This window comes from uncultured Parabacteroides sp. (assembly GCF_947855115.1).
GTDB lineage: Bacteria > Bacteroidota > Bacteroidia > Bacteroidales > Tannerellaceae > Parabacteroides.
Window position 1 is genome coordinate 38,879 of the sequence record NZ_CANTZW010000023.1, and the last position, 24,208, is coordinate 63,086.

General features: G+C 44.1%; 16 protein-coding genes. 4 read left to right on the forward strand and 12 right to left on the reverse strand.

The genetic code is table 11. The features are described 5' to 3' along the window. Window positions 1–11 precede the first annotated feature (11 nt). Together Q0110_RS13515 and Q0110_RS13520 are read left to right on the forward strand one after the other, a co-directional pair. Window positions 12–1,448, forward strand: a complete 1,437-nt coding sequence (locus tag Q0110_RS13515) for a hypothetical protein (protein ID WP_297907299.1) — start codon at window positions 12–14, stop codon at window positions 1,446–1,448. Between the two features lie 6 nt (window positions 1,449–1,454). Further along, the gene (locus tag Q0110_RS13520) at window positions 1,455–6,986 is read left to right on the forward strand and encodes a T9SS type A sorting domain-containing protein (protein WP_297907304.1); all 5,532 of its coding nucleotides are present in this window, start codon (window positions 1,455–1,457) and stop codon (window positions 6,984–6,986) included. Between the two features lie 133 nt (window positions 6,987–7,119). Here Q0110_RS13520 and Q0110_RS13525 read toward each other — a convergent pair whose 3' ends face one another. Further along, window positions 7,120–8,565: an HD domain-containing protein gene (locus Q0110_RS13525; protein ID WP_297907308.1), complete on the reverse strand. Its 1,446-nt coding sequence runs from the start codon at window positions 8,563–8,565 to the stop codon at window positions 7,120–7,122. Window positions 8,566–8,653: 88 nt separating this feature from the next. On the opposite strand from Q0110_RS13525, the gene Q0110_RS13530 reads away from it, so the two are divergent. Continuing rightward, window positions 8,654–9,478 carry a hypothetical protein gene (locus tag Q0110_RS13530; RefSeq protein WP_297907310.1) on the forward strand — a complete coding sequence of 275 codons (825 nt, stop codon included), beginning with the start codon at window positions 8,654–8,656 and terminating at the stop codon, window positions 9,476–9,478. A gap of 108 nt (window positions 9,479–9,586) precedes the next feature. Here the strand turns inward: Q0110_RS13530 and Q0110_RS13535 are convergent, their stop codons facing one another. The 3 genes from Q0110_RS13535 to Q0110_RS13545 all read right to left on the reverse strand — a co-directional run bounded on the left by Q0110_RS13535 (window position 9,587) and on the right by Q0110_RS13545 (window position 14,178). Beyond that, window positions 9,587–12,241: a DUF6383 domain-containing protein gene (locus tag Q0110_RS13535; protein ID WP_297907312.1), complete on the reverse strand. Its 2,655-nt coding sequence runs from the start codon at window positions 12,239–12,241 to the stop codon at window positions 9,587–9,589. A gap of 266 nt (window positions 12,242–12,507) precedes the next feature. Next, window positions 12,508–12,837, reverse strand: coding sequence for a hypothetical protein (locus Q0110_RS13540; RefSeq protein ID WP_297907315.1), 330 nt, complete (start codon window positions 12,835–12,837; stop codon window positions 12,508–12,510). A gap of 495 nt (window positions 12,838–13,332) precedes the next feature. After that, on the reverse strand, window positions 13,333–14,178 hold the full coding sequence (locus Q0110_RS13545) for a mechanosensitive ion channel domain-containing protein (RefSeq protein ID WP_297907318.1): 846 nt from the start codon (window positions 14,176–14,178) through the stop codon (window positions 13,333–13,335). Between the two features lie 158 nt (window positions 14,179–14,336). On the opposite strand from Q0110_RS13545, the gene Q0110_RS13550 reads away from it, so the two are divergent. Beyond that, window positions 14,337–15,158 carry a tetratricopeptide repeat protein gene (locus Q0110_RS13550; RefSeq protein WP_297907321.1) on the forward strand — a complete coding sequence of 274 codons (822 nt, stop codon included), beginning with the start codon at window positions 14,337–14,339 and terminating at the stop codon, window positions 15,156–15,158. A gap of 131 nt (window positions 15,159–15,289) precedes the next feature. Here Q0110_RS13550 and leuB read toward each other — a convergent pair whose 3' ends face one another. The 8 genes from leuB to Q0110_RS13590 form a co-directional block, all read right to left on the reverse strand. Continuing rightward, entirely contained in the window at window positions 15,290–16,351 is a 1,062-nt protein-coding gene (gene leuB, locus Q0110_RS13555) for a 3-isopropylmalate dehydrogenase (RefSeq protein WP_297907324.1), read from the reverse strand. Window positions 16,352–16,367: 16 nt separating this feature from the next. Continuing rightward, entirely contained in the window at window positions 16,368–16,811 is a 444-nt protein-coding gene (locus Q0110_RS13560; RefSeq protein WP_297907327.1) for a methylglyoxal synthase, read from the reverse strand. A 20-nt stretch (window positions 16,812–16,831) separates the two neighbouring features. After that, on the reverse strand, window positions 16,832–18,346 hold the full coding sequence (locus Q0110_RS13565) for an alpha-isopropylmalate synthase regulatory domain-containing protein (protein ID WP_297907330.1): 1,515 nt from the start codon (window positions 18,344–18,346) through the stop codon (window positions 16,832–16,834). Window positions 18,347–18,348: 2 nt separating this feature from the next. Further along, window positions 18,349–18,936 (reverse strand): 3-isopropylmalate dehydratase small subunit, encoded by a 588-nt coding sequence (leuD, locus tag Q0110_RS13570; RefSeq protein WP_297907333.1) that lies wholly within the window; start codon window positions 18,934–18,936, stop codon window positions 18,349–18,351. Between the two features lie 19 nt (window positions 18,937–18,955). Next, window positions 18,956–20,359, reverse strand: coding sequence for a 3-isopropylmalate dehydratase large subunit (gene leuC / locus Q0110_RS13575; protein ID WP_297907337.1), 1,404 nt, complete (start codon window positions 20,357–20,359; stop codon window positions 18,956–18,958). 14 nt (window positions 20,360–20,373) lie between these two features. Further along, window positions 20,374–21,876, reverse strand: a complete 1,503-nt coding sequence (locus Q0110_RS13580) for a 2-isopropylmalate synthase (RefSeq protein ID WP_297907341.1) — start codon at window positions 21,874–21,876, stop codon at window positions 20,374–20,376. Window positions 21,877–22,346: 470 nt separating this feature from the next. Beyond that, entirely contained in the window at window positions 22,347–23,390 is a 1,044-nt protein-coding gene (ilvC, locus tag Q0110_RS13585) for a ketol-acid reductoisomerase (RefSeq protein WP_297907344.1), read from the reverse strand. 51 nt (window positions 23,391–23,441) lie between these two features. Then, complete coding sequence (locus Q0110_RS13590; RefSeq protein ID WP_297907347.1) at window positions 23,442–24,167, reverse strand: acyl-ACP thioesterase domain-containing protein; 726 nt, start codon at window positions 24,165–24,167, stop codon at window positions 23,442–23,444. Window positions 24,168–24,208: the final 41 nt, after the last annotated feature.

Genomic DNA, 24,208 nt, shown 5'->3' on the forward strand with positions numbered 1-24,208 from the left:
TGATAACCGACATGACGCACAGATACTCATATTTAGCGATATACCTTTGGCTAACCGTTTCCTTATGCCTTTCTTGCTCTCAAGAGACAAAAATAGGTACTACGGACGACGGGTTGTGTACGCTTAACATCGTGATTAAGGCCAAAGCCTCAGAAGATGAACAGCAAGAACAAGACGCTACCCCATACGAATACATGTCTGATATCATGCTTTTCATCGTTAACGAAAAAAATAACAACCAAAAAGGTGTCATCGAGTTTGCGGCTTATCAAAAGTTTGATGAGGAAAACGTAAAAGAAGCGATCATTACCACCGATAAACAAATACCGACAGGAAATAAAAAGATATACATATTCTCTAACTTCAACACATTTACGGAGAAACAAGATAAAGAACTCTTCAAGGAACTACAAGATGCCTGTCAAAATTATATAAATGGAAGTTCTTTCGAATTTCCTTTCACTGCGGAAGAAATGTCCCAAAAAACAGTGACAAGGCTTCCCGAAGGATTGGTTTACACGAAAGAAAAGGATGGGAAATATATGCCGATGAGTTATGTTTATACATTTACGGCACAAAAAGGCTTGCAAGAGATTGGTCCTCTCCCTTTGATCCGTATGTTCGCGAAAATAAAAGTATCTGTAACCAATAAAACCGAAGAGGAGATATCATTTAAAAATTGGAAAATAGAAGCCTTCCGTAATGATACCACATTGTTCTTATTACCATATCCAGGATTAGACGAAGAAACGGTAGATGAAAGTTTACAACCTCAACTTCCAACTGAAGATGAAAAAATTCAGCCGCTAGAATTAAGCAAGAGCGAGACTAAGGTATCCGTAAATAAAACCGTAGAGTCTATCATATACGTAAAAGAGGGATTCAGTACATCCGACCGTGAATCCACCATACCTTATGTCGTAACCTTGACTCCGACCACAGGTACTCTCAAAGATAAAACGCTACATGGGCACAGTCAATATACCTACATCCGGAGAAATGACTACATGATCCTCCCTTTAATATTAAAGGATGGAAGATTATTTTTAACCTTGACTTCCTTAAAAGCCCCAATCGGAGGGTTACCCCAAACGACATTCAACCAAATTGATATCTCCGATCAATATTATTGCGAAGTAAGCGATAAAGACGGTTTATTCTATATCGAAATGGAATTATTTTATAAAACAGAAAATGAACCGGTAAAACTGGAGAAAAAACAAATAGAACTAGAAATAGAACCAGAAGGTACTAAAATACTAGGAACATTGCCCGACTCCTCCACGGGAGAGCGTTTGCGCTTTAACCCGGCTCCGGAAGGCAAGAAGTCCTCCGGATACATCGAAGGTCTTTTCAGCGGGGAAAACGGAAATGTAACCATAAAGCTGACATTGACCCTAGACACAGACGACATAAGGACATATAATATTCACATAACGAAAAAATAAAAGATCATGAATTTTATAGCTTATATACACAGATATTCCTCATCACTCTGGAAGCACTTGTTGGTTTGCCTGCTTCTTATGCCTTGTGAAGGAAATGCTTATGCACAAGACGATAGATTCAATACAAAGATTCAATACAAAGGAGGAAATACTCCACAAGAGGTAAGCGAGTTTGTAGACACACTTTATATGCTCCCCGGAGAAACACGATTCCTGTCTATCATCCATAAGGCAGACGATACATACCGGGGATATTTCCGATGGTACCAATATGAAGATCCCCAGACAAAGGTAGAAAAATTCGATTCGCTAGCCTTCACCAAGATAGACTCCGCTAATTGGAGCTCTTGGAACCAACAATACGAAAACGGATTTGTTTACAAAGGTAAACAAACAGATAGTTCATGCGGTTTCGGTATAAATTATAAGCTTAAAAATAACGGAACCTCCGATAATACAGATTACTCGGACTGCGTAGTTTGTGATGTCAGTGACCTATTAGACTGGGAATTAGTTCCCAATAACACTAAGCAGATACAAACCGAACCTACCTTGACCTTAAGGAAAATATTTCACATAAAACCAGCCTCCGCAATCGCAAAGCGGATACAAAATGCAAGTGGAGAACCAATAGAATATGTTGATATCCACGTACCAACTGATGTAGAGACTACTTTTCGTACAATACTCCACCCAGAGAATTACTATATGGGAGAGGATCCCAAACAAATCTCCGCTATCAAATGGGAGGCAGAATGGACGAATGCAGAACAGACGAATAATGAGCAAATCCGTTCGCTCACTCCCTATCTCAAAGCAATCCAAGACAAAAATGAAAATGATAAACAAAAAAATAATCCCGGATTTTTTAAGATTAAAACACCCGAGAATGTACCCGACAAGGGCTACTATACGTTAAAAACCTATATCACTACGGAAAATCCACCCGAAGGAACTCTCAACAACTGGACACCATCAGGCGGTTGGACCCCTCTCTACGAATACAGGATCTATCCGGAAAAAAACTCACAAATACTCACTGCCCAAGAGATAAAAAACGGAGAATCTAAAAACCAATACCTTTACCGGAACCAAAAATATATGGATACAAGGTTTCATCTCTTAGGAGCCGTGGAATTCGATTACGACACGGATAAGGCAACCCGGAGTAATAACGCTTATCCCGCACCCCTGGGCAAATCAGAATCCGCATACGCATTCTCTTATCCCAGTAAAGTGATAAAGAATTGGGAAACCATGGAGAAAGGGAATGTGAAAGCACACAATTATATTTCGGTCTCCCGAAACGAGTATGGTCTATTCAAGACCTTAAATGTCCCCGATATATCTTCCAACCAAATCTTGGGAAAGGATGTGGCAAAGTGGTGGTTTGCCAGAAAAAGTTTAAGCAATACGATCCTACTAGGGAGAATCGCAGAGCAATCCTATATCGATAACGGTACATGGGGAGATGTAAACGGTTATTTCTTATACCTAGACGCATCAGACAATGCCGGAAGAATCATCAACATACCTTTGCCTTATGAACTCTGCCCGGACACTAGGATCATCGTAACGGCTTGGGTATGTAACATGAAAGGAGAAGGCAGCGAAGTAGACGCTGACATTAGTTTCACATTCAAGGGGGTACATGATGGAGACGAAGATGAAGACGCCATCACGAAAGGACGCCATACACATACTTTATATAAATATTATACCGGCTCGATACCTTGGGCTAACAAGTCTTATTACGAAGGAACCGAGGGTTACGCAGGAAAAAATGTAGCCGCTTGGCAACAAGTTTATTTCTCTTTTGATTTCTCTAAAGAATGGGAGTACAAAGAGTATGAGTTGGAAATATTAAATAACTGTGCCAGTTCGGTAGGCGCAGATTACGCAATTGATGATATCCGGATTTATCGAACCAAACCAAACATAGAGGTTATGCAGGATAATATGTGTAGCGAGGAGGGAGAAGCGACCCGTAACCTAACGATTCGCACCGAGTTCAATACCTTATTGAGAAACCTAGGATTGTCAGAGAATGAAGAAGTCAACAACACGCATGAGCAGACTAATATGGATATGTTCACGGAAGGCTTCACCCAATATCAAAAGAATGTATATTACTACTTTATGCGCCCACAACCCGATGGCACATACGATACTAAGGACGAAGACTACACATATATAAAATTGAATTACACGGGATATACCGATACTGAACTAGAGGAATTGGGGATTAACCTAACAGATGAAAAATACGAACATAACACTCAATACGGACGCATAATTATCTCTACAAATAAAGATGATTACAAAAATAAAGAGAAGAATAGATTTCTTACGCATGATGAGGCAAAGGAAAAATCAATAATTTATTACAAAGAATTATTGACGAAATATCCAGAGGCAGCAGATTATGCCTTGCCCTTATACGCATGGATGGCCGAAGAAGGCGATAGGACTTATGTCTATATCAACCAACTGAATGTAAAAATAAAAAGCGAGGACGAAGGAGATAACACACAAGAGCTGTATCCAAACACGCTATATGGCGTACAAATCCAAGGAGGAGAAAGTACTACGGCTTTCCCCAACCCCAACGATCCATGTTCCTTGGTATCGACATTCTTCTTCGAGCCGGCTACAACCATATTAATAAACGGAACCACCGACCTTGTCGGGAACAAGCCTTGTATTAACGAGCCAATCATGCTCGAAGCCAAACTTTCCGGAGTCAATATCGACAACAATGAACCTGTAGATGATATCGACAACGTGGGATTCGACTGGTTTATCGGTTCCAAAGAAGAATTCGAGGAAATTATACAAGAAGACGTAGAGGGCTTAGGAAAATCCCCTTCCATAAAAAGTATCTTAAAAACTTTCCGGAGAGTATATCATGACCCCTATTTAGATGAGGAGGGGTTAAAAGCACTTAACATAACCAGCTCTGACAACAACGCCTTTACAACTGAGATGCGAGACTTTCTGATAAAGAAAATCAATAAGGATAGCTTGATATTATTAAAAAACGCATTCCCTTATACACTTAAAGCCGGTAAGAACCGGTTCGTAGCCATCCCAATAGAGCCTCAAACCGAAAATACAGACCAAAAGACTTGTTGGCAACCTACGGAAATTACGATAGAAACCGCAAATGAGGCTCCTCAAATGAAACTGGGGTTACCCAATATTAACTACCCGGAAGATATCGTATCTCTTCGCATTGGCAAAGAACAAATACAAGCTTGTTCCGGAGACACTGGCAAGCAACTGACTATTCCGATTCGTTGGGCAAAGGCTACCCGAGAGGGATCTAAATTCCAGAAAAAAGGAGAAGGAACCATATATCTCGTCTCCACCTCCGAGAGCGATAGAGAAGATATTTCAATGGAACCTGTCGCTACCTTGCTGAATATAAATCTATCGAATTTATCTACAGAAGGAGACAATGTCGAAGGTTATTTGGAAATACGTTTTAATGAGAATATCTCCGATAGATTCAAGGAAGGATATATCTATACATTAGATATACCTTTTGAGGAAGTGGAAGGAGAAGGAAATATACCATCCCAATGTAATGCCTCCGTATTTCTTCCGCTCAAAATAGTTCCCGAATTTCTATCATGGATTGCTAGCGAAAGCAACAATTGGAATAATGACGCAAATTGGGAACGCTCCCGAATAAGTGATGACTTATATTATCAAGAGGGGCAAGACGACAATCGAAACGCCTTCGCTCCGATGGCTTTTACCAAAGTGACCATCCTTCAACGAAACAATATTAAGGGATTTCCTTATTTAGGCATATTACAGCTCAACAATAATGGCGTGTTAAACCTTCAACCCCAATCTTCTCCTATAGGAGAAGCCACCCCATTAATGGCATACGATATGATGGTACATGATCCGGCACATGACAATACAGAGGGTTATGAGGCTAAAGAATTTTACGGGAATCGTTGTGAACAAATATGCTTTCAGCCTACTACAGGACTAATGAACCAACAATATTTAACTTACGAGAAAGCAAGAGTTGAGTTTGAACTGGAGAAAGATAAATGGTACATCCTCTCATCCCCTCTAAAAGATACTTATTCGGGTGATATGTATACTCCGAAATATAACTCAAGGCAAGAAACACCAACTTTTGAGGAGATTGAATACAAGAAATCTAATAATTTCAATGATCGCTTCGCCCCTGCTGTTTACCAACGAGGATGGGATAAATCGTCACTTCTGTATTTTAATGACGGTTCTCAAAAAGATATATTCGTGGCCTCAACTTGGAGTAGTACTTATAATGATGCTTTTGTTCACTACGGACCCGGAAATGGATTTTCCATAAGGGTAGAGAATGCGACACTTATAAACAATAAGAACCCCATGTTTCGGATACCAAAGAAAGATACTTCCTATAAGTATTATTCAGAAAATAACGGAGATGAATATAATTCTCACCAACAAGATGTAGATAAATCCGATATGGGTAAACTTCTTTTAAATAAAGGAGATAACGAATCTATCTCATTTACCGTAACCAAAGCGAAAGACGAGACCGCAAACGGAAATGAAATATTCTTAACCGGAAATCCTTTTATGACAGACTTGGATATGCAGAAGTTCATTGAAGAAAACAATGAAGTTTTAGCAGAACAGACCTACTGGTTTGCTGCCGATGGTAGCATGCAAGCCGCGATCTATTCTGCCGAAAATGGATGGATTACCACGCAAGCCGACGGACTGAGTACAGGTAAAATCGCTCCTCTCCAAGGCTTCTTTGTAAAATCCAAGGACAAAAATCCTTTACAACTAACATTCTCGACAAATATGATGTCGCCCCGAAGTCTAAAGGACACGCTACAGCCTCTCACGACCAAGGCAAATGCCATAAACGAAAAACAATTGGTTATCAAGGCTAAACGCCAAGGTTCTATCAGTAAGGCGTTGCTACTTTATAACACAAACGCAAATACGGTTTATGACTCAAAGGAAGATGTTGAAATCTTAATCGACTCCAATCTTAAAGGACAACCTTCATTATATACGATCGCAGGTGACATGGCCGTACAAATCAATCAAACCCCTACCCTGCGTAATATTCCTTTAGGAATCTACAGCGATAACGAAGAAGAAGTGACTTTGACTTTCGAAGGATTGGAGCATTTCGGCGATTCGCTTTACCTATACGATGCTCTCACGAAAGAAAGCATCCGGTTAGACGCTCTCACCACACAAGTAACGGTTCCCGGCTCCACGCACGGTCGTTACTTCCTAAACGGTACAGACGAGATGACAGCGGACGGCAATATAGCGATCTACTCGCCCAACCCCGGACAGCTTATCGTAGCGGCTCCCGCTCCGGATGTGCTTGGCAGGGTACGGGTCTATACGGTAACCGGGCAATTGGTACAAGCTTTCTCCGGATTGAACACATCAGTGCATTCCTTCAATCTTCCACAAGGTATCTACTTGGTTGAGGCCATTTCCGAACAGGCCGCAAAGAAAGCTAAGGTATATATCCGGTAAATAGCCATTTGTATTATCAATCGTAAACAAATGATTTTCATAATCTTCACCGCTGGCCGTACAATCGCCGGCGGTGGTTATAGAACCGGTGGTGAAGATTATGGAATATAATTATTTCTCAAACTCAAGATATTCACTTTTCAGACTGCGCAACAACAGGTTTTAACCCCATTTTCTCAGCCTTACGGATCAAGAACTGGCGAGCGGCCTCATACTCATTCGGGATCACGCCGTCGAGGATAGCGTTCTTGATCGCCTCTTTCAGCACACCGACAGGCCTGGAGGGAGCCAAGCCAAATGTTTCCATGATCTCCTCGCCGGATACCGGGGGCTGGAAGTTACGGACACGGTCTTTTTCCTCTATATCGGCCAGTTTCTCGCGTACCTTACGGAAATTCTCCAAGAAACGGCGCACTTTCTCCGGATTCTTGCTTGTGATATCGGCCTCACAGAGTTTCATCAAATCGTCGATATCATCTCCCGCGTCGAACAGCAGGCGGCGAATCGCCGAATCCGTCACCTCATTATCCGACAAGGCGATCGGACGCATATGCAGGCTTACCATCTTCTGCACATATTTCATCTTCTCATTCATCGGAAGTTTCATCTTCCGGAAAATACCGGGGATCATCCGCTCGCCGATAAAATTATGATTATGGAACGTCCATCCCAAACGAGGGTCGAAACGCTTCGTGGCAGGCTTGGCTATATCGTGGAAGACAGCGCTCCAGCGCAGCCATAGATTATCGGAAGTCTTGCTCAAACGATCCAGCACCATCAAGGTATGGGCAAAGTTATCCTTATGCCCGATCCCTTCCTTGGTCTCCACACCTTTCAAGGCACAAAGCTCGGGGAAAATCAATGGCAATAAACCGCATTTATCCAGCAAGTCGAAACCGATAGAGGGCTTTGGCGACAAGACGATCTTGTTCAACTCATCCACGATACGCTCTTTGGAAATAATAGAGATACGCTCCCGGTTACGGATGATAGCGTCGAAGGTATCGGGATCGATAAAGAAACCTAATTGAGTGGCGAAACGAACCGCACGCATCATCCGGAGCGGATCATCGCTGAAAGTAACATCCGGGTCCAAAGGTGTACGGATCGTAAGCTCGTCCATATCCTCCAACCCGCCGAAGGGATCGACCAATTCTCCGTAACGCTCCTTATTCAAGCAAAGGGCCAAGGCGTTGATCGTAAAATCGCGGCGGTTCTGGTCATCCTCCAAAGTCCCGTCTTCCACGATTGGTTTACGACTGTCATGGCTGTAGGATTCTTTCCTCGCTCCCACAAATTCCAGTTCCAGATCGCCGGCTTTCACTTGCGCCGTCCCGAAATTCTTGAAGACGGAAAGATAAGCGCCTCGCCCGATCTTCTTGGCCACCCGTTTGGCCAACTCGATACCACTGCCTACCGCGACCACGTCTATGTCCTTGGATGGGCGGTTCAAGAAAATATCCCGCACATAGCCTCCTATCACATATACCTCAACACCTAGTTCTTCTGCCGCCTCCGATATCAAATGGAAAGGCTTCGCAGATATATGATCTAATATCTCTTCCTCGTTTATATACATATTTATGTATTCCAAATCCAATAAAGAGCGCAAAGATAATCAAATTTCATGTACTTTTGTGGTATTAAATACATTGAACGAGAAAGATATGAAAAAGTTAGCGATCTGTATAACGCTCATTGCCGCCATTTTAACGGGTTGTAACGGAGATGAGAAAGCGGCTCAGGCCCGTTTAGACAAGGCCCGGGTCATGTACGAGAATAACGAGTTTTTCGGGGCAAAAAACGAGATAGACAGTATCCGGGCACTCTATCCCAAGGAAGTAAAAGTATTAAAACAGGGATTGACGCTTATGCGACAGGTAGAAGTAAAGGAGGCAGAGCGTAATATCGCTTTTTGCGACAGTTTACTCCCTATCAAGCTAAAGGAGGTAGAGGGATTGAAGAAAGGCTTCGTTTTCGAGAAAGATTCCGTTTACGAGGAAATCGGCAATTATATCTGGAAACAGCAGACGATCGAGCGCAACGTGCAGCGTTGCTACGTGCGTTGCGGCGTGAACGAGGAGGGCGAGATGTATCTGGCTAGCGTATATTACGGAGGACGCCCCATCGAGCATACGGGAGTCAAGCTGAGCACGAAAGACGGCCTGTTCGCCGAGACCGCTTCCATCCCGTACGACGGCGGGCTGAATTACCGCTTCAAGGACATGGGAAGTACCACGGAGGTGGTGACGTATAAAGGGGAACATTGTGTAGATGCGGTCAAATTCATCTACGATAACGAGAAAGAACGGATCAAGGTGGAATACACGGGAGGTAAGCCTTACATTATATATATGGCAGACGCCGATAAGAAAGCGATCGTCAACACTTTTAACCTCGCTACCGTATTAAGCGACATCAAGAACATGAATACCTTAAAAGAGAAATCAGAGAAGAAGATCGCTTATCTAAAGAATAAACTGGAGGAATAAAAGTTCTCCATGCAAATGGCCTATCTATAAAATAAAGCACCGGGCCCCCTACTATAAAATAGGAGTCCCGGTGTAATATACAGACTGATATCCAATATCAGTTATTCATCATTTAACGACTACTTTCCGGGCGGTCTCGCCTTCAACGGAAACTACCACGATGCCTTTCGATGCCGGTATCACGAAGTTGTCGGAAGAAGCGACAGTGGAAGCTATGGTCTGACCTAAGATGTTAGATAATGTAACGGTCTTACCTGCCGCATTCAAGACCGTAACGCTAGCCTCGCCAGCGATTACCGTGAAGCTGGCAACCTCTTCCAATTGTTCGTTGGAAACCGGAGTCGGAGCATTCTCGATCGTAAACGGAACACCAACGCTAGACATTACCACAACATTGTTTACCACACCTACGTAAGGAGTCTTCAACTCGCCTGCGGCCACGGTGCGATTCAACTCTTTCTGGTTCTCCAATAAGTAACCGCCATCTTGAGTTGTCTTGAAGGCGAACAAAGCGTTGTTATCCAAAGACGGAATGATATTCGCCTTATCACTGAAGCCTACACGATAGTAAGTAGCGCCATTGCTAACGAACGTCTCGTTAGAATCCCGCAAGGATATCATACAATAACGAGATGAAACTGCCTTGGTAGTTGCCTCCGGCGTATAGATCGATGTCGTGAGGAAATACAACGGTTTACCTGCGATCACGGTATCGGCTTCTTGAATCCACAAAGAGAAATTGTCCGGCTCATAAGTTGACTTTAAGATATCTTGACCGTCGTTCTTCACTTCGGCAAAGAAATTCAGCGGATTCATCGTCAAGAACTTACCATTTGTACCGAAACGTTCGTGAGAATTGTCGATAGATGCGTACTCTGGAGCGTCTACAGCGACAAAATCGAAGTAGTTAACCTTATCGGAAAGAATTAGGTTCGCCGTATTCACGTTCATAAAGACATATTGAGTGGTCGCGCCTACAGTGGTAGCCATCTGGTATTTACCACCGGTCGTAGCCGTATTGAATACAAATTCCAACGGAGCGGTATAATCAGATAATTTCAACGGGCCCCCATTCTCGCTGGCAACCAAATCGTTACTGAAACGTTCTTTCAACATATAAGTCGCATGATACAAGGTATCACCCAAAGCACGGGCACCTAAACCATCCGTCACGTTCTGTACGGAATCTTGGCTAACCACGATGCGAAGAGCGGCAGCGTTCGCGGCGTCACCGGATTTAATCATCAACACGGAATCTGAAGTAAACGCATACAGATCGTCTACACCCGGAGTACCGGAGATCAAGTTCAATACATAACCATTATCAGCGAGTTCCTCCGCTGAGAAATGACGAGTGCCTAAGAACTTATCCTTTAAATCCACATTCGCTTGATATTCTACCGTGATGGAATCGGTGCTACCACCAAATGTATAGGTATTGGCCATACCTTGAACGGCGAAGATCTCCTCATTAGAGATTATAGTCGTATTCGTATTACGATCTACAACCGAATACATTCCGTTGTTTTCCTTGATATACCATTGTCCCTTCGGTTGATAAATAGAAGGTTTGAAGCCCGCTATGGTTATTAATTTATCGGAAGCGGCGCTCTTATCATAAGCGACAGCATATTGTCCACCCTTATCGCCCTTGCTTGCGCTCTTCAAGAAGTATACGCCTGTACCTGTAGCGATCGTAGAAGGAGTTCCTTTCGTTACGGTAATAACAGGAGCGGCACCTTGCGCAGGTTGAGTAGAGCCGGAGCGCAAGTCGGATACGGTCAAGGCTTTCGTCTCGATCACGCTGGCATATACTACACGAACATTTGGAACGGAGGTCATCGGACTTGCGTTCACGGTCGGAGCGGCAGCGGCATACATAGCCAAAGCATCGTTCTTCAAGTTGATCGTAAAATAGAATTTCTGGAAATCCGCGTTACCCAACGTATGTAAGCCGCTAGCTTCATAAGTGGAGTCAACCGTAAACTTAGCCCCGTATACACCGGTAGCACCGGCGATCACATTCTTCAAAGTATCGACACCTAAGTATTTTGCTTTACCATCACTAAATACTTGGTCGCCTTGGATCTGCAAAGTCACGTATTTAGCGTTGGCAACAGCGCCTGTAGAAGGAGCCGTCGTATTCTTTGCGATCAAATTCTTGCCCTCGAAGATATTTCCTTGGTAATTTCCCCCAAATGTCAATTGGAAGACTTGGAAGCCATCTCCCAATTCGCTTGCGCTCAAACACATAGCATCGTTAGGAGCTTCTACGGTAAATTTCGTAGAAGAGGCAGAAGATCCCAAACTTAAGTCCGCTCCAGTCACGTTCAACGCCAGGATTTGATTGTTTCCGTAATAAGCCTGAATAGCGCTACCACCGGCAGCGTCAGAGAATGTCCACTGGTTCACACCTGATGCGATAACAGGCTTTGCCTTAGATGAAGCCGCAAATGACAAGACGGCCTGTGTCTTTTTATTCTTGAATTGATACACAGGGCCGGCTGGAGTCGTACCCGCATTTGTGATTTGCCACAAAGCAGAATCAATAGCGGCTTTGGTAGCGTCCGACGCCAACGTTTTCACGATCACCGAGTCTGCTTTCTCACCACTTAAAGACAAAACGGAGGAACCTGTCTTTAAATAATAATAGTTTCCGGCTTTCCACTGAGCCTCCGGAACGGTCGCACCCGACTGAGCGTTAGCCGAGAACGTACCCGCAACCATCAGGGCCACAGCAATAAAAGTACATTTTTTGTCCATAATCAAAATAGATTTTATTTATTAATCACAGTCTAAACAGGGGGTGTTTAGAAAAGGTTTTGAGGGGGTATGAGATTAACAATGATTTAGTGTCTTATAACAAAAATCGCCCTATTCTCACGAACAAGACGACTATACTACTAAAAATGTAAACAGTGTATTTATATAGTAATATCATGAAACTATATATTTTGGAGAAAAACCGCCCTACCTTCACAGGCAAAACGGCCGGAAATCTAATCTACTCAATAAATATCTTTATAGGCTTACTCAAAATAAGCATGTTCTTTTACGACATGACCTCTATCATCGAAATAAACCTTATATATCTTACCATTTCTGGAAACCAATACCACCTTGTATTTTACAAATGTACTATTGTTTGATACCTCAACTGATTTCACCATATATCCCTCATAAGAAATATTTATCGCGTCACGCAATACCTGAGGCATATCTGTCACTTCTACCGGATAAAACTTATCCTGTATCAAGGTTTCCTTAGTGTCATCAGTCATCCCCATTTGCGCTCCTGCATTTGGGGAAACAAATAAACCGCATAAAGCGATAATAACCCCGAAAACAATCTTTTTCATACCTTTAAAAAACTAAATACCTAAACCTTTTTTCTCTTACATCATAAATCGCACAATGAAATACAATCCCCGTGCCAAAATTCACGGAGAAAGACAACAAGGGTATAATAAGCTGTAAATAGGAGAATTATCCCAAAGATAAGAACTGGCCAACAAGTTACCGACATGTGGAACAAAGCGTAGAGTGTAGAAAAATTCCCCGTCGAAGTGTGGAATCCCTACACACCGCTATGCTATAAAAACAAGGCCCATCCTTAATTTACAAGGATGAGCCCTAAATCATTCCACTTAAATATAATCAAATAAAAATACTAAAGTAATAAAATAAAGTTCAGTAATATCGTATACAACTCTGTGTCTGATGTCTGAATTAAGATTCACAAAGATAAATCTTTTTGTCCAAGTGCCTATAAAATAATCATACATCTAACAAAGATGGAAGATTATTGAACAAAAAGAATCTTTTCAAGGACAAAGCATTAATTATCGTCAACGTTAATCTTTCGCTTGATGTACGGTAAGCTGCGGGAACGGGAAACCGATACCAACCTCATTGAAGGTCGCATAGATGTTCTTATTAATATCGAAATATACCCCCCAATAATCAGAACTCTTTACCCAAACGCGTACCACCACATTTACGCTACTATCTGCCAAGGCAGTCAATGCGATAAATGGAGCGGCCGGCTCGGATAAGATACGGGAATCTTTCGCCAATACAGATTCTATTACTTGTTTTACCTTTTCATAATCACTTCCGTATTCCACACCGAAAGTCCAGTCTACACGGCGAGTAGTCTGGTTGCTGAAATTAGTTACAACACCACTGCTTAAAGAGCCGTTCGGTATATAAATAACCTTATTATCCGTAGTACCTAGTACAGTATGGAACATTTGTATTTCTTTCACCGTACCACCAACACCTTGTGCCTCTATATAATCACCTACCTTATAAGGCTTGAAAAGAAGAATAATCAACCCTCCCGCAAAATTCGATAAATTACCGCTCAATGCCATACCGACCGCAACACCCGCAGAAGCCAACAATGCCGCAAATGATGTAGTTTGTACGCCTAAAGCCCCCACGACAGAGATAATCAACAATATTGTCAAACTGACATTTACCAAACTTCCGACAAATGTCTTAACCGATGGATCGATATCACGTTTGCTTAATATCTTTCGGACTAATTTATTAAGTAAATTTATGATCAACCGTCCAATTACAAACACAAGAAGGGCTTTAATAAGTGTAAGCCCTAACTGAGATCCATGCTCAACCAAATACTTTATTGTCTCCTCCAACTTAGAATTCGCCTCTACGGCAGCTAATAATAACATATCTTTTCTTTTTTAGTTTATCTATTATTTATATAACAATCTTACTTCCCAAAATATTATGAAATGTAGCAAAGGTATAAAGTTTTTTTAATCCGGTAAAACCATGAAATTATTGCGTAGATTTGCGATCAATCAAGCAACAGGTTAAATACGACAAAATGAAAATCCTTACGATACTCGTCACCCTTTTCCTTTCGATAGGCTATGGTTACGCTCAAACATACGAAAAGTTTGTCGAAAAAAGTTTCGACTTCTTGGATAAGAACGACTTAGTCTCGGCCGAAGAGAGTCTACGAGCCGCCATGCGCCTAGAACCGGGTAATCCAAACAATTATGCTCTACTCATGAATCTCGGGACGATACAGCGCAGGCAAGGGAAACTAGAAGATGCCCTTCTCTCCTATACCGCAGCCTTGAGCCGCCATCCGAATAACGAGGCTATACTGGAAAATCGCGCCGGTTTATATGCGGAAATGGGTGAGATCGAGAAAGCGACTAATGATTATAATGCCCTCTTAATCCTGAATCCCCATCATCAGGAGGCATTATATTGCAGAGCGATGCTCCATTTACAACATAAGAACTATCTTTTGGCCGAGCAGGATTTCGATAAGATATTGGAAGTAAACGAGAAATCCGTGAAAGGACGCCTTGGGCACGCAATCCTTGAAAAGTTACGAGGCAATTACGAAGAAAGTGAACGTATCTTTAATTACCTGATCAACGAGATGCCCCGTGAATGGATCTTATACGAAGGCCGTGCCGATCTATACTTCATGATGGGCAAGAATGCCCGAGCCATGGCCGATATAAACCGTGTATTTGTGGAAAGTACCCCTACAGCCGCATTATACGTATTACGCGGTAAAGTAAAACTCGCCCAATACGAAAAGGTCTCGGCCGCGTCGGACTTCCAAAAGGCCTTAGATATGGGATATGATAAAACAATTATCGATGAGTTAATGAAGATGACCCGTTAAGGCTATTTTATACAAGTAGTGGCATCGTCTTACACCATTACCGGCGTAAATCGATGCCACTATTCGTATAAGCCGATATCACTATACTCGTGAACCTACGCCACTACTTGCGTAAAATCGACCCATTTATACTACTTTTCCTTGATATAGTTGACAATCCAACTGCCTACTTCTTTCGTTCCATACTTCGCTCCTCCTTCCACTTGGATCTCTGGTGTACGGACATTCGCATCGAGGGAAGCGTTTACGGCCTCACGGATCAGGGCTCCTTCCTCCTTACAATCGAAATACTCAAATAACATCGCTACAGAAAGGATTTGCGCCAAGGGATTCGCTATATTCAGACCTTTCGCCTGCGGCCAAGAACCATGGATCGGCTCGAAAACCGGTGTGCTTTCTCCGGTTGAAGCGGAAGGAAGCAAGCCCATAGAACCGCTGATACAAGAACCTTCATCTGTCAAGATATCGCCAAACGTATTCTCGGTCACCATTACATCGAAGAATTTCGGTTCTTGGATCATACGCATGGCAGCGTTGTCCACATACATATAGTCTGTCGTTACTTCCGGATAGCTAGGAGCCATCTCTTGAGCGATCTGACGCCACAAACGGGAAGAGGCAAGCACATTTGCCTTGTCAACAACCGTCAAGTGCTTATTCCGTTTCATCGCATATTCGAAACCCACTTTCAAGATACGCTCGATTTCCGGACGGGTATACATATTTGTATCGTATGCCTTATCATTGTCTTGATACTTCTCACCGAAATACATACCGCCGGTTAACTCACGGATACATAAGAAATCTGCGCCATCAACCAATTCGGCACGCAACGGAGATTTATGCAACAGGCATTTGAAAGTCTGCACCGGACGGATGTTGGCGAATAAACCCAACTTCTTACGCATCGCCAAAAGACCTTGCTCGGGACGTACTTTCGCTGTCGGATCATTGTCAAACTTAGGATCACCTACGGCCGAGAAAAGAACAGCATCGGCATCTTTACAAATCCGATATGTCTCCTCCGGGAAAGGATCGCCAACCTTATCAATTGCGTCAGCGCCACAAAGGGCATACTCATAGTGAACCTCATGTCCAAATTTCTCACAAACGGCACTCATTACTTCCACGCCTTGCACGGAAATCTCTGGTCCGATCCCGTCTCCGGGAAGTACAGCTATATTCAGTTTCATCGTAAATGTTTATTATTTATTCTCTATTGAAATGTATATATTTAGGTTCCATGGGAATATACGTATCATCATCCCACAGAGCACTTGTAATCATCAAGTCCGCGCTATAACGATTACAAGCGATAGGTACGTTATGGACACGGCATTGGCGAAGCAACATCTGGATGTCGGCCTCGTGTGGCTGCGGATTCAAGTCGTCTATCAAAAAGACCGCCAAATCGATCTCCTTACGAACAACCATAGCGGCAATTTCGGCATCTCCCCCCATCGGACCGGAATGCATACAAGTAATATCTGCATTCACCCCTTTTTCTTCAAGGGCTTTTCGAACCAAATTTCCGGTCGTACCCGTACAAACAATATGGTGATGAGACAAAAACTCTGCGTTATGTACCGCCCATTCTACCATTTCTGCCTTACGATTGTCGTGCGCTACAAGTGCGATAGTCAACTTTTTCATAACCTTTACCTTTTAAATAATTAATCCTCTATCTTATTCAGCATCTTCAAAGTCGCCTTGATCGCTGCCTCGGTCTGGTCTGCGTCCAAACCTCGGGTCTTAAAATCGATCCCGGCATAATTCCAACTGATGACTGTCTGCACGAACGCATCCGTACGTCCCCCCGGTGGAATGGATACCGAATAGTTTGTAAGCATCGGAAACGGGCGGTTCAAACGGGAATAAATCCGGCGTAAGGCACGGACAAAAGCATCGTATTGCCCATCACCGGAAGCCGATTCCTCGTAAGCCTCACCATTGATCTCGATCTTCAAGGTTGCCACCGGTTTTAACCCTTGAGCCAAAGACAAGGAATAGTTTAAGATACGGATTTTTTGATCTTCCAACGCATTATCATGATGGAGAACATCGCTGATAATATAAGGAAGATCTTCCGGGGTCACCATTTCCTTCTTATCCCCTAGCTCGATAATTCGTTCCGTAACCTTACGCATCGAGCTCTCGTCCATATCAATGCCGAGAGCTTCCAGATTCTTGCGGATATTCGCTTTTCCGGAAGTCTTGCCCAAAGCATACTCACGAACCCGTCCGAAACGTTCGGGAAGCAAGTCGTTGCAATACAAATTATTCTTGCTATCACCATCCGCATGGACACCGGCGCATTGCGTAAATACATGTTCCCCGATAATCGGTTTATTGGGTGGGATATGTACCCCGGAATAGGTCTCGACCAAACGGCTGGCCCGGTTTATTTTTTCTTCCCTCAGCCCCGTCTCCTCTCCCAACTGATCTTTAATGACGGCAAGCACGCTACTCAACGGAGCGTTACCCGCACGCTCACCCAACCCATTCACGGTCGTATGGATTCCCTTTATACCTGCACGAATAGCGGAATATACATTCGCCACCGCCAAGTCATAATCATTATGGGCATGAAAATCGAACCGCAAATCCGGGTATCGGTCTACCATCATCTTACAATACTCGTAGGTATTCCCGGGATTCAAGACCCCCAAAGTATCCGGAAGCATGAAACGGCAGATCGGAAGCTCTTTCAGCGCATCAATCACCAAAAACACATAATCCGGAGAATGCTTGATTCCGTTCGACCAATCCTCCAAATAAATATTCACATCGATCTTTCGCTTCGCAGCTTCCAACACGACCGTACGGATATCATCAATATGCTGCTCGGGGGTCTTCCGGAGCTGTTCGGTGACATGCTTATAAGATCCCTTGCAAAGCAAGTTCACGACACGGCAACCAGCGGATTCAATCCAATCGAGAGAGACCGTACCATCCACGAAACCCAAGACTTCCAATTTGTCCAGATTTCCAGAACGGGCGGCCCAAGCGGCTACACGCTTCACGGCCTCAAACTCTCCGTCCGACACCCGGGCAGAGGCGATCTCCACCCGGTTCACGCCCAACTCCCTCAGCAACACTTGCGCTATGCTGAGTTTCTCGTGAGCGGCGAAAGAGACACCCGAAGTTTGCTCCCCATCTCTGAGGGTTGTATCCATTATTTCTATCATAATCAGCGTGCAGCCTCGAAGGCTTCTATCTTTGATTTATTTGCCAGTAAATAGTCGATATCGTCCAATCCGTTGATCAGGCAATCTTTTTTATACGCATTAATCTCAAAATGCTCGCTTTTACCCGTAGCCTTGTTTGTGATAGTTTGCTCCGGCAGATTTACCTCGACTTCTGTTTTCGGGTCCTTATAAATCGAATCGAATAACTCAGCGAGGAACTCTTCTGTCACAACAACTGGCAACACGAAGTTGTTCAGCTCATTGTTCTTATGGATATCAGCGAAGAAGCTGGAGACCACGACACGGAAACCATAATCGGCGATCGCCCAAGCCGCATGCTCACGGCTAGAGCCAGAACCGAAATTCTTTCCCGCCACCAAAATCTTTCCACCATATGTAGGATCGTTCAAGACGAACGATTCGATCTTATTACCTTCCTTATCATACCGCCAATCCCGGAATAAGTTCTCGCCGAATCCTTCCTTGGTAGTCGCTTTCAAGAAGCGGGCCGGGATAATCTGGTCAGTATCCACGTTCTCTAAAGGAAGAGGCACGCAAGTACTTGTGATTATATTGAATTTTGTCTTCATCTTATGTTACTTTATTAGATTAGTCTTTAATAAGCTCTCTCGGATCCGTGATCTTACCAGTCACGGCAGCAGCGGCGGCCACCAGGGGGCCGGCCAAGATAGTACGGGCACCCGGTCCTTGACGGCCCTCGAAATTACGGTTGGAAGTAGAGACCGCGTATTTACCAGCCGGAACCTTATCCTCATTCATCGCCAGACAAGCGGAGCACCCCGGTTGGCGAAGGGCAAAACCAGCCTCGGCCAAAACCTTATCAATACCCTCGGCACGAATCTGACGCTCTACCTGCCAACTGCCGGGAACCAACCAAACCGTTACATCATCCGCTTTCTTCTTTCCCTTTACCAAAGAGGCGAAAGCACGGAAATCCTCAATACGCCCGTTTGTACAGCTACCCAAAAAGACATAATCCACTTTCTTTCCCAGCATAGACTCACCAGCCTTGAACCCCATATAATCCAAAGATTTCTTATAAGAGATACGACCTGCCTCATCGACACTCTCCATGGAAGGGATATTCTCACGTATCCCCATGCCCATACCCGGATTCGTTCCGTACGTAACCATCGGATCAATATCTTCGGCGTGGAAAACGATCTCCTTATCGAACTTAGCGTCCGGATCGCTATATAACTGACGCCACTCGTTCACTTTCCGTTCCCACTCCTCGCCTCTCGGGGCGAACTCACGATCTTTCAAATAATCGAAAGTAACATCATCCGGAGCGATCATACCACCACGGGCCCCCATCTCGATCGAGAGATTACAGATCGTCAGACGTTCCTCCATGGTCGTATTACGGATCGCCTCTCCAGCATACTCTACGAAATAGCCCGTGGCGCCACTGGTACTCATTTTACTAATAATGTACAAGGCAAAATCCTTTGCCGTAACACCCGGTTTACGTACGCCATCAATCGTGATACGCATGGTTTTCGGCCTACGCTGCATAATACATTGAGTAGCCAAAGTCATCTCCACCTCGCTCGTACCGATACCGAAAGCGATAGCTCCCATGGCACCATGCGTAGAGGTATGGGAATCACCGCAAACGATTGTCATACCCGGTTGCGTCAAGCCTGTCTCCGGACCTACTACATGGATGATTCCATTCTTCGGATGTTGAAGACCGTAATAAGTCAAACCGAAATACCTCGCGTTCTCTTCCAAGGTATCTACTTGATTCTTGGATACAGGGTCTTTGATAGGTTTGTCTTGATTCAATGTCGGGATATTGTGGTCCGGCATACAAGTGATTTGCTCGGGGCGGAAGGGTTTCAATCCACGTGCACGTAATCCGGCGAAAGCCTGCGGGCTAGTCACCTCATGACAATACAGACGGTCGATATACAATTGTATGGTACCGTCGGGCAACGTATCCACCACATGCTTGTCCCAGATTTTCTCAAATAATGTCTTGCTCATTGTCTTGTCTATTTTTAGTCTACTATAAACTTATTGATGGCGTCTACGAAAGCCTCCACGGAAGCGGCGATAATATCGGTATTCGCGGAGAAGCCATAATAAGTAGCCCCGTTATACTCTACCTGCATATGCACCTTACCCGTATCATCACTACCTTTATTAATGGCCTGGATCAAGAATTCCTGAATCGTCATGTCACTATTACTAATCGCTTTTTTCACCGCCTTGATACCCGCGTCAACCGGACCGTTACCAGCCGCGGCCTCGTATCTTCTTACTCCCGACAAATTTAAACAAATACTTGCTACAGATTGTACTCCGACACCACTAGTTACCTGTAAATATTCCAACTTGATACGATGGGTAGCCGTGCGATCCTTTCCAACCAACATCAACACATCATCGTCATTAATATCTTTCTTACGATCGGCCAATTTCAAGAACTCCTCATACACTTTATCCAATTTCTCTTGTTCCAGCTCCACGCCCAAGACATGCAAGCGATGCTTCAACGCCGCACGACCGCTACGAGCTGTCAATACGATTGCGTTATCATCGATACCCACATCTTTCGGATCAATAATCTCGTAAGTCTGCGCATTTTTCAACACGCCATCTTGGTGGATGCCAGAAGAGTGTGCGAACGCATTACGTCCGACGATGGCTTTATTCGGCTGTACCGGCATATTCATCAGGCTGGAAACCATGCGGCTCGTGCTATAGATCTTATTTGTCGTGATATTGGTTATTATATCACGCTCTTTATGACTTTTGAAAATCATAGCGACTTCTTCCAATGACGTGTTACCCGCACGTTCGCCGATACCGTTTATGGTCACCTCCACCTGACGGGCTCCGTTCAACACGCCTTGTACGGTATTCGCGGTAGCCATACCTAAATCATTATGGCAATGAGTAGATAAGATCGCATTATGTATGCCATCCACATGTTCCATCAGATATTTAATCTTCGCCCCATACTCATCTGGCAAACAATATCCTGTCGTGTCCGGAATATTCACCACGGTAGCTCCGGCCTTGATCACGGCTTCTACGACACGGGCCAGATACTCATTATCCGTACGTCCGGCATCCTCACAGTAAAACTCCACGTCTTCCACATACTTTTTAGCGTATTTCGTAGCGGCGATCGCACGTTCTATAATCTCCTCTCTCGTAGAGTTAAACTTATATTTGATATGAGAATCAGAAGTACCGATACCTGTATGGATACGTCCTCGTTTAGCGAATTTAAGCGCCTCGGCCGCCGCATCGATATCTTTCTCAACCGCCCGAGTCAAGGCACAGATGGTCGGCCAAGTCACGGCCTTTGAGATCTCAACCACACTCTTAAAATCCCCGGGACTGGAGACGGGGAAACCCGCCTCAATCACATCAACCCCTAGCTGTTCCAAGGCCTTGGCTACTTGAATCTTTTCTACTGTATTCAACTGGCATCCCGGAACCTGCTCACCATCGCGTAAGGTGGTGTCGAAAATAAATAATCTGTCTGACATAATCTTATTATTCTTAATTTACTAATATCCTATACTAATAAAAAAGCCTTTCTCACCAGGAAGTGAGAAAGGCTCTTTCATATATCGTAATGCCCGCAAAGCACACAGTCTCACTTCCTATCCTGTTCCCAGAGTAGAATAATGTTTAGAGAAATAATGAGACTATTTTGCAAGCTGCGTGTCATTGTTCTTTTCTTTTTATTGTTTTTGTTTGAACGCTGCAAAGATACGGTCTTTTTCGGAACCACCAAATATAATTCGAAGTTTTTTGTAGTATATTTCTTATAAAACGTAAGATAAAGAATCGTATCTGTTACTAAATAACATCACCCCCATCAAACCACAGCGATAGGCTGCATAAATAGCAAAAGATATCTATCATAGAGCTTAGCAGGAAAATCCTACAAAAAAGAAGGCGGGTCGCTGAGTGCCCCGCCTTCTTTTACTGATATATAAGGATTGAGATTGGATTAGTTGTTCTCCGGACGAAGTTTGCGTACGGTAACAGCAGTCTGCCACATCTCGCTTTCGCGCAACGCCTTTAATTCCGCTTCCAATTTCTCACGGTAATCCGGTTTGGAATTAGAGTCGATAGAAATCTGAGCCTCGTTTCCGCATTTCACGTTAGCGTATAATTTCTCAACCACCGGTTTGATAGCATCGTGGAACGGGCCCATCCAGTCCAAAGCACCGCGTTGAGCAGTCGTAGAACAATTCGCATACATCCAGTCCATACCGTTCTTAGCGAACAAAGGCATCAAAGATTGGGTCAACTCTTCAACCGTCTCATTGAAAGCCTCGGAAGGAGTATGTCCGTTCTCACGCAACACCTCATATTGAGCCAACAACAAACCTTGGATAGCGCCCATCAAAGAGCCGCGCTCACCCGTCAAATCGGAAGTCGCCTCGCGAATGAAAGTAGTCTCGAACAAATAACCGGAACCGATACCGATACCCAAAGCCAACGTACGATCCAAAGCCTTACCCGTAGCGTCTTGATAAATAGCGTAAGAGGAGTTCAAGCCACGGCCTTCCAAGAACATAGAACGTAAAGATGTACCCGATCCTTTCGGAGCGACCATAATCACATCAATATCCGCAGGAGGAACAACACCTGTACGATCGTTCCAAGTGATAGCGAAACCATGAGAGAAATACAGGGCCTTTCCCGCGGTCAAGTAAGGTTTCATCTTCGGCCATACAGACATAACGGCCGCATCGGACAACAAACACATGATGATCGTGGCCTTGTCGCAAGCCTCCTCGATACCGAACAGAGTCTCACCCGGAACCCATCCGTCTTCAACCGCCTTATCGTAAGTTTTCCCTTGGCGTTGGCCAACGATCACATTGAAGCCATTGTCACGAAGGTTCAAGGACTGTCCCGGCCCTTGCACGCCATAACCGATCACGGCGATTGTCTCATCCTTTAATATCTCTCTTGCCTTTTCCAACGGAAATTCCTCGCGGGTCATTACATTCTCTACAACACCGCCAAAATTCATTTGTGCCATTTTCTTTTTAACTATTAATGTTTAAAAACCTATTAATGTATCTCTCTTTTATTATTTCCAAGTAACCGCCGCACGGCAAATCGCTTTTCCCTCATGGCAAATAGCCATGTCTTGCTTACCAGGACCCGACTCTACCTTATGAAGCGTAAGCGGCATACCTTGTTTACCCTCGGATTGATAAGCGATCTCCAACCGACCTATCTCGTGAGTCTTGAATTGGTCGATATCAAACAAATCCAGCAGATGCTCGATATACTTCACGCTATTGAAGTGACCGTTGATATCCAAGTCGCTATATTTGATCGTATACGGGATTCCCTCCACCCTGCTCTCTGCCGGCATGATTTTTCCCGGCTTCTCAATCGGGCACGGACGCTCGTCGATATATTTGCTCAAGGCTTCTATATCCAATAAGGTCGGACGGCGGGTCTCCACGTCGATAGCCGCCCAAATAGAACGAGCGAATCCAAAGTTTCTCCCATTCTCCCCCACCAACTCAAAACAACGGCTGGTAAAAAGACGTCCCACCTCATCAATCCAAGTGTATAAATTAATCTTATCGAAAGCGGTAGGATACTCCTTCATTTCGATAGCCAGACGGGATAAAACCCAAGCCGTATGGCGTTCCGACATATCATTGAAACCGAACCCACGTTCTCCCGCATGGCTGGAAGCGGCGTGAATCAAATAGTTACCAATCATAGGGAGTGTCACACGCCCCCGAAAATCCATTAAATAAGGCTCTGCCACGAAATGAAATAATCCTACTTTCTCCATATCTTAATTATTTAAAAGAAGGCAGGCAAGCCCACCCTCAT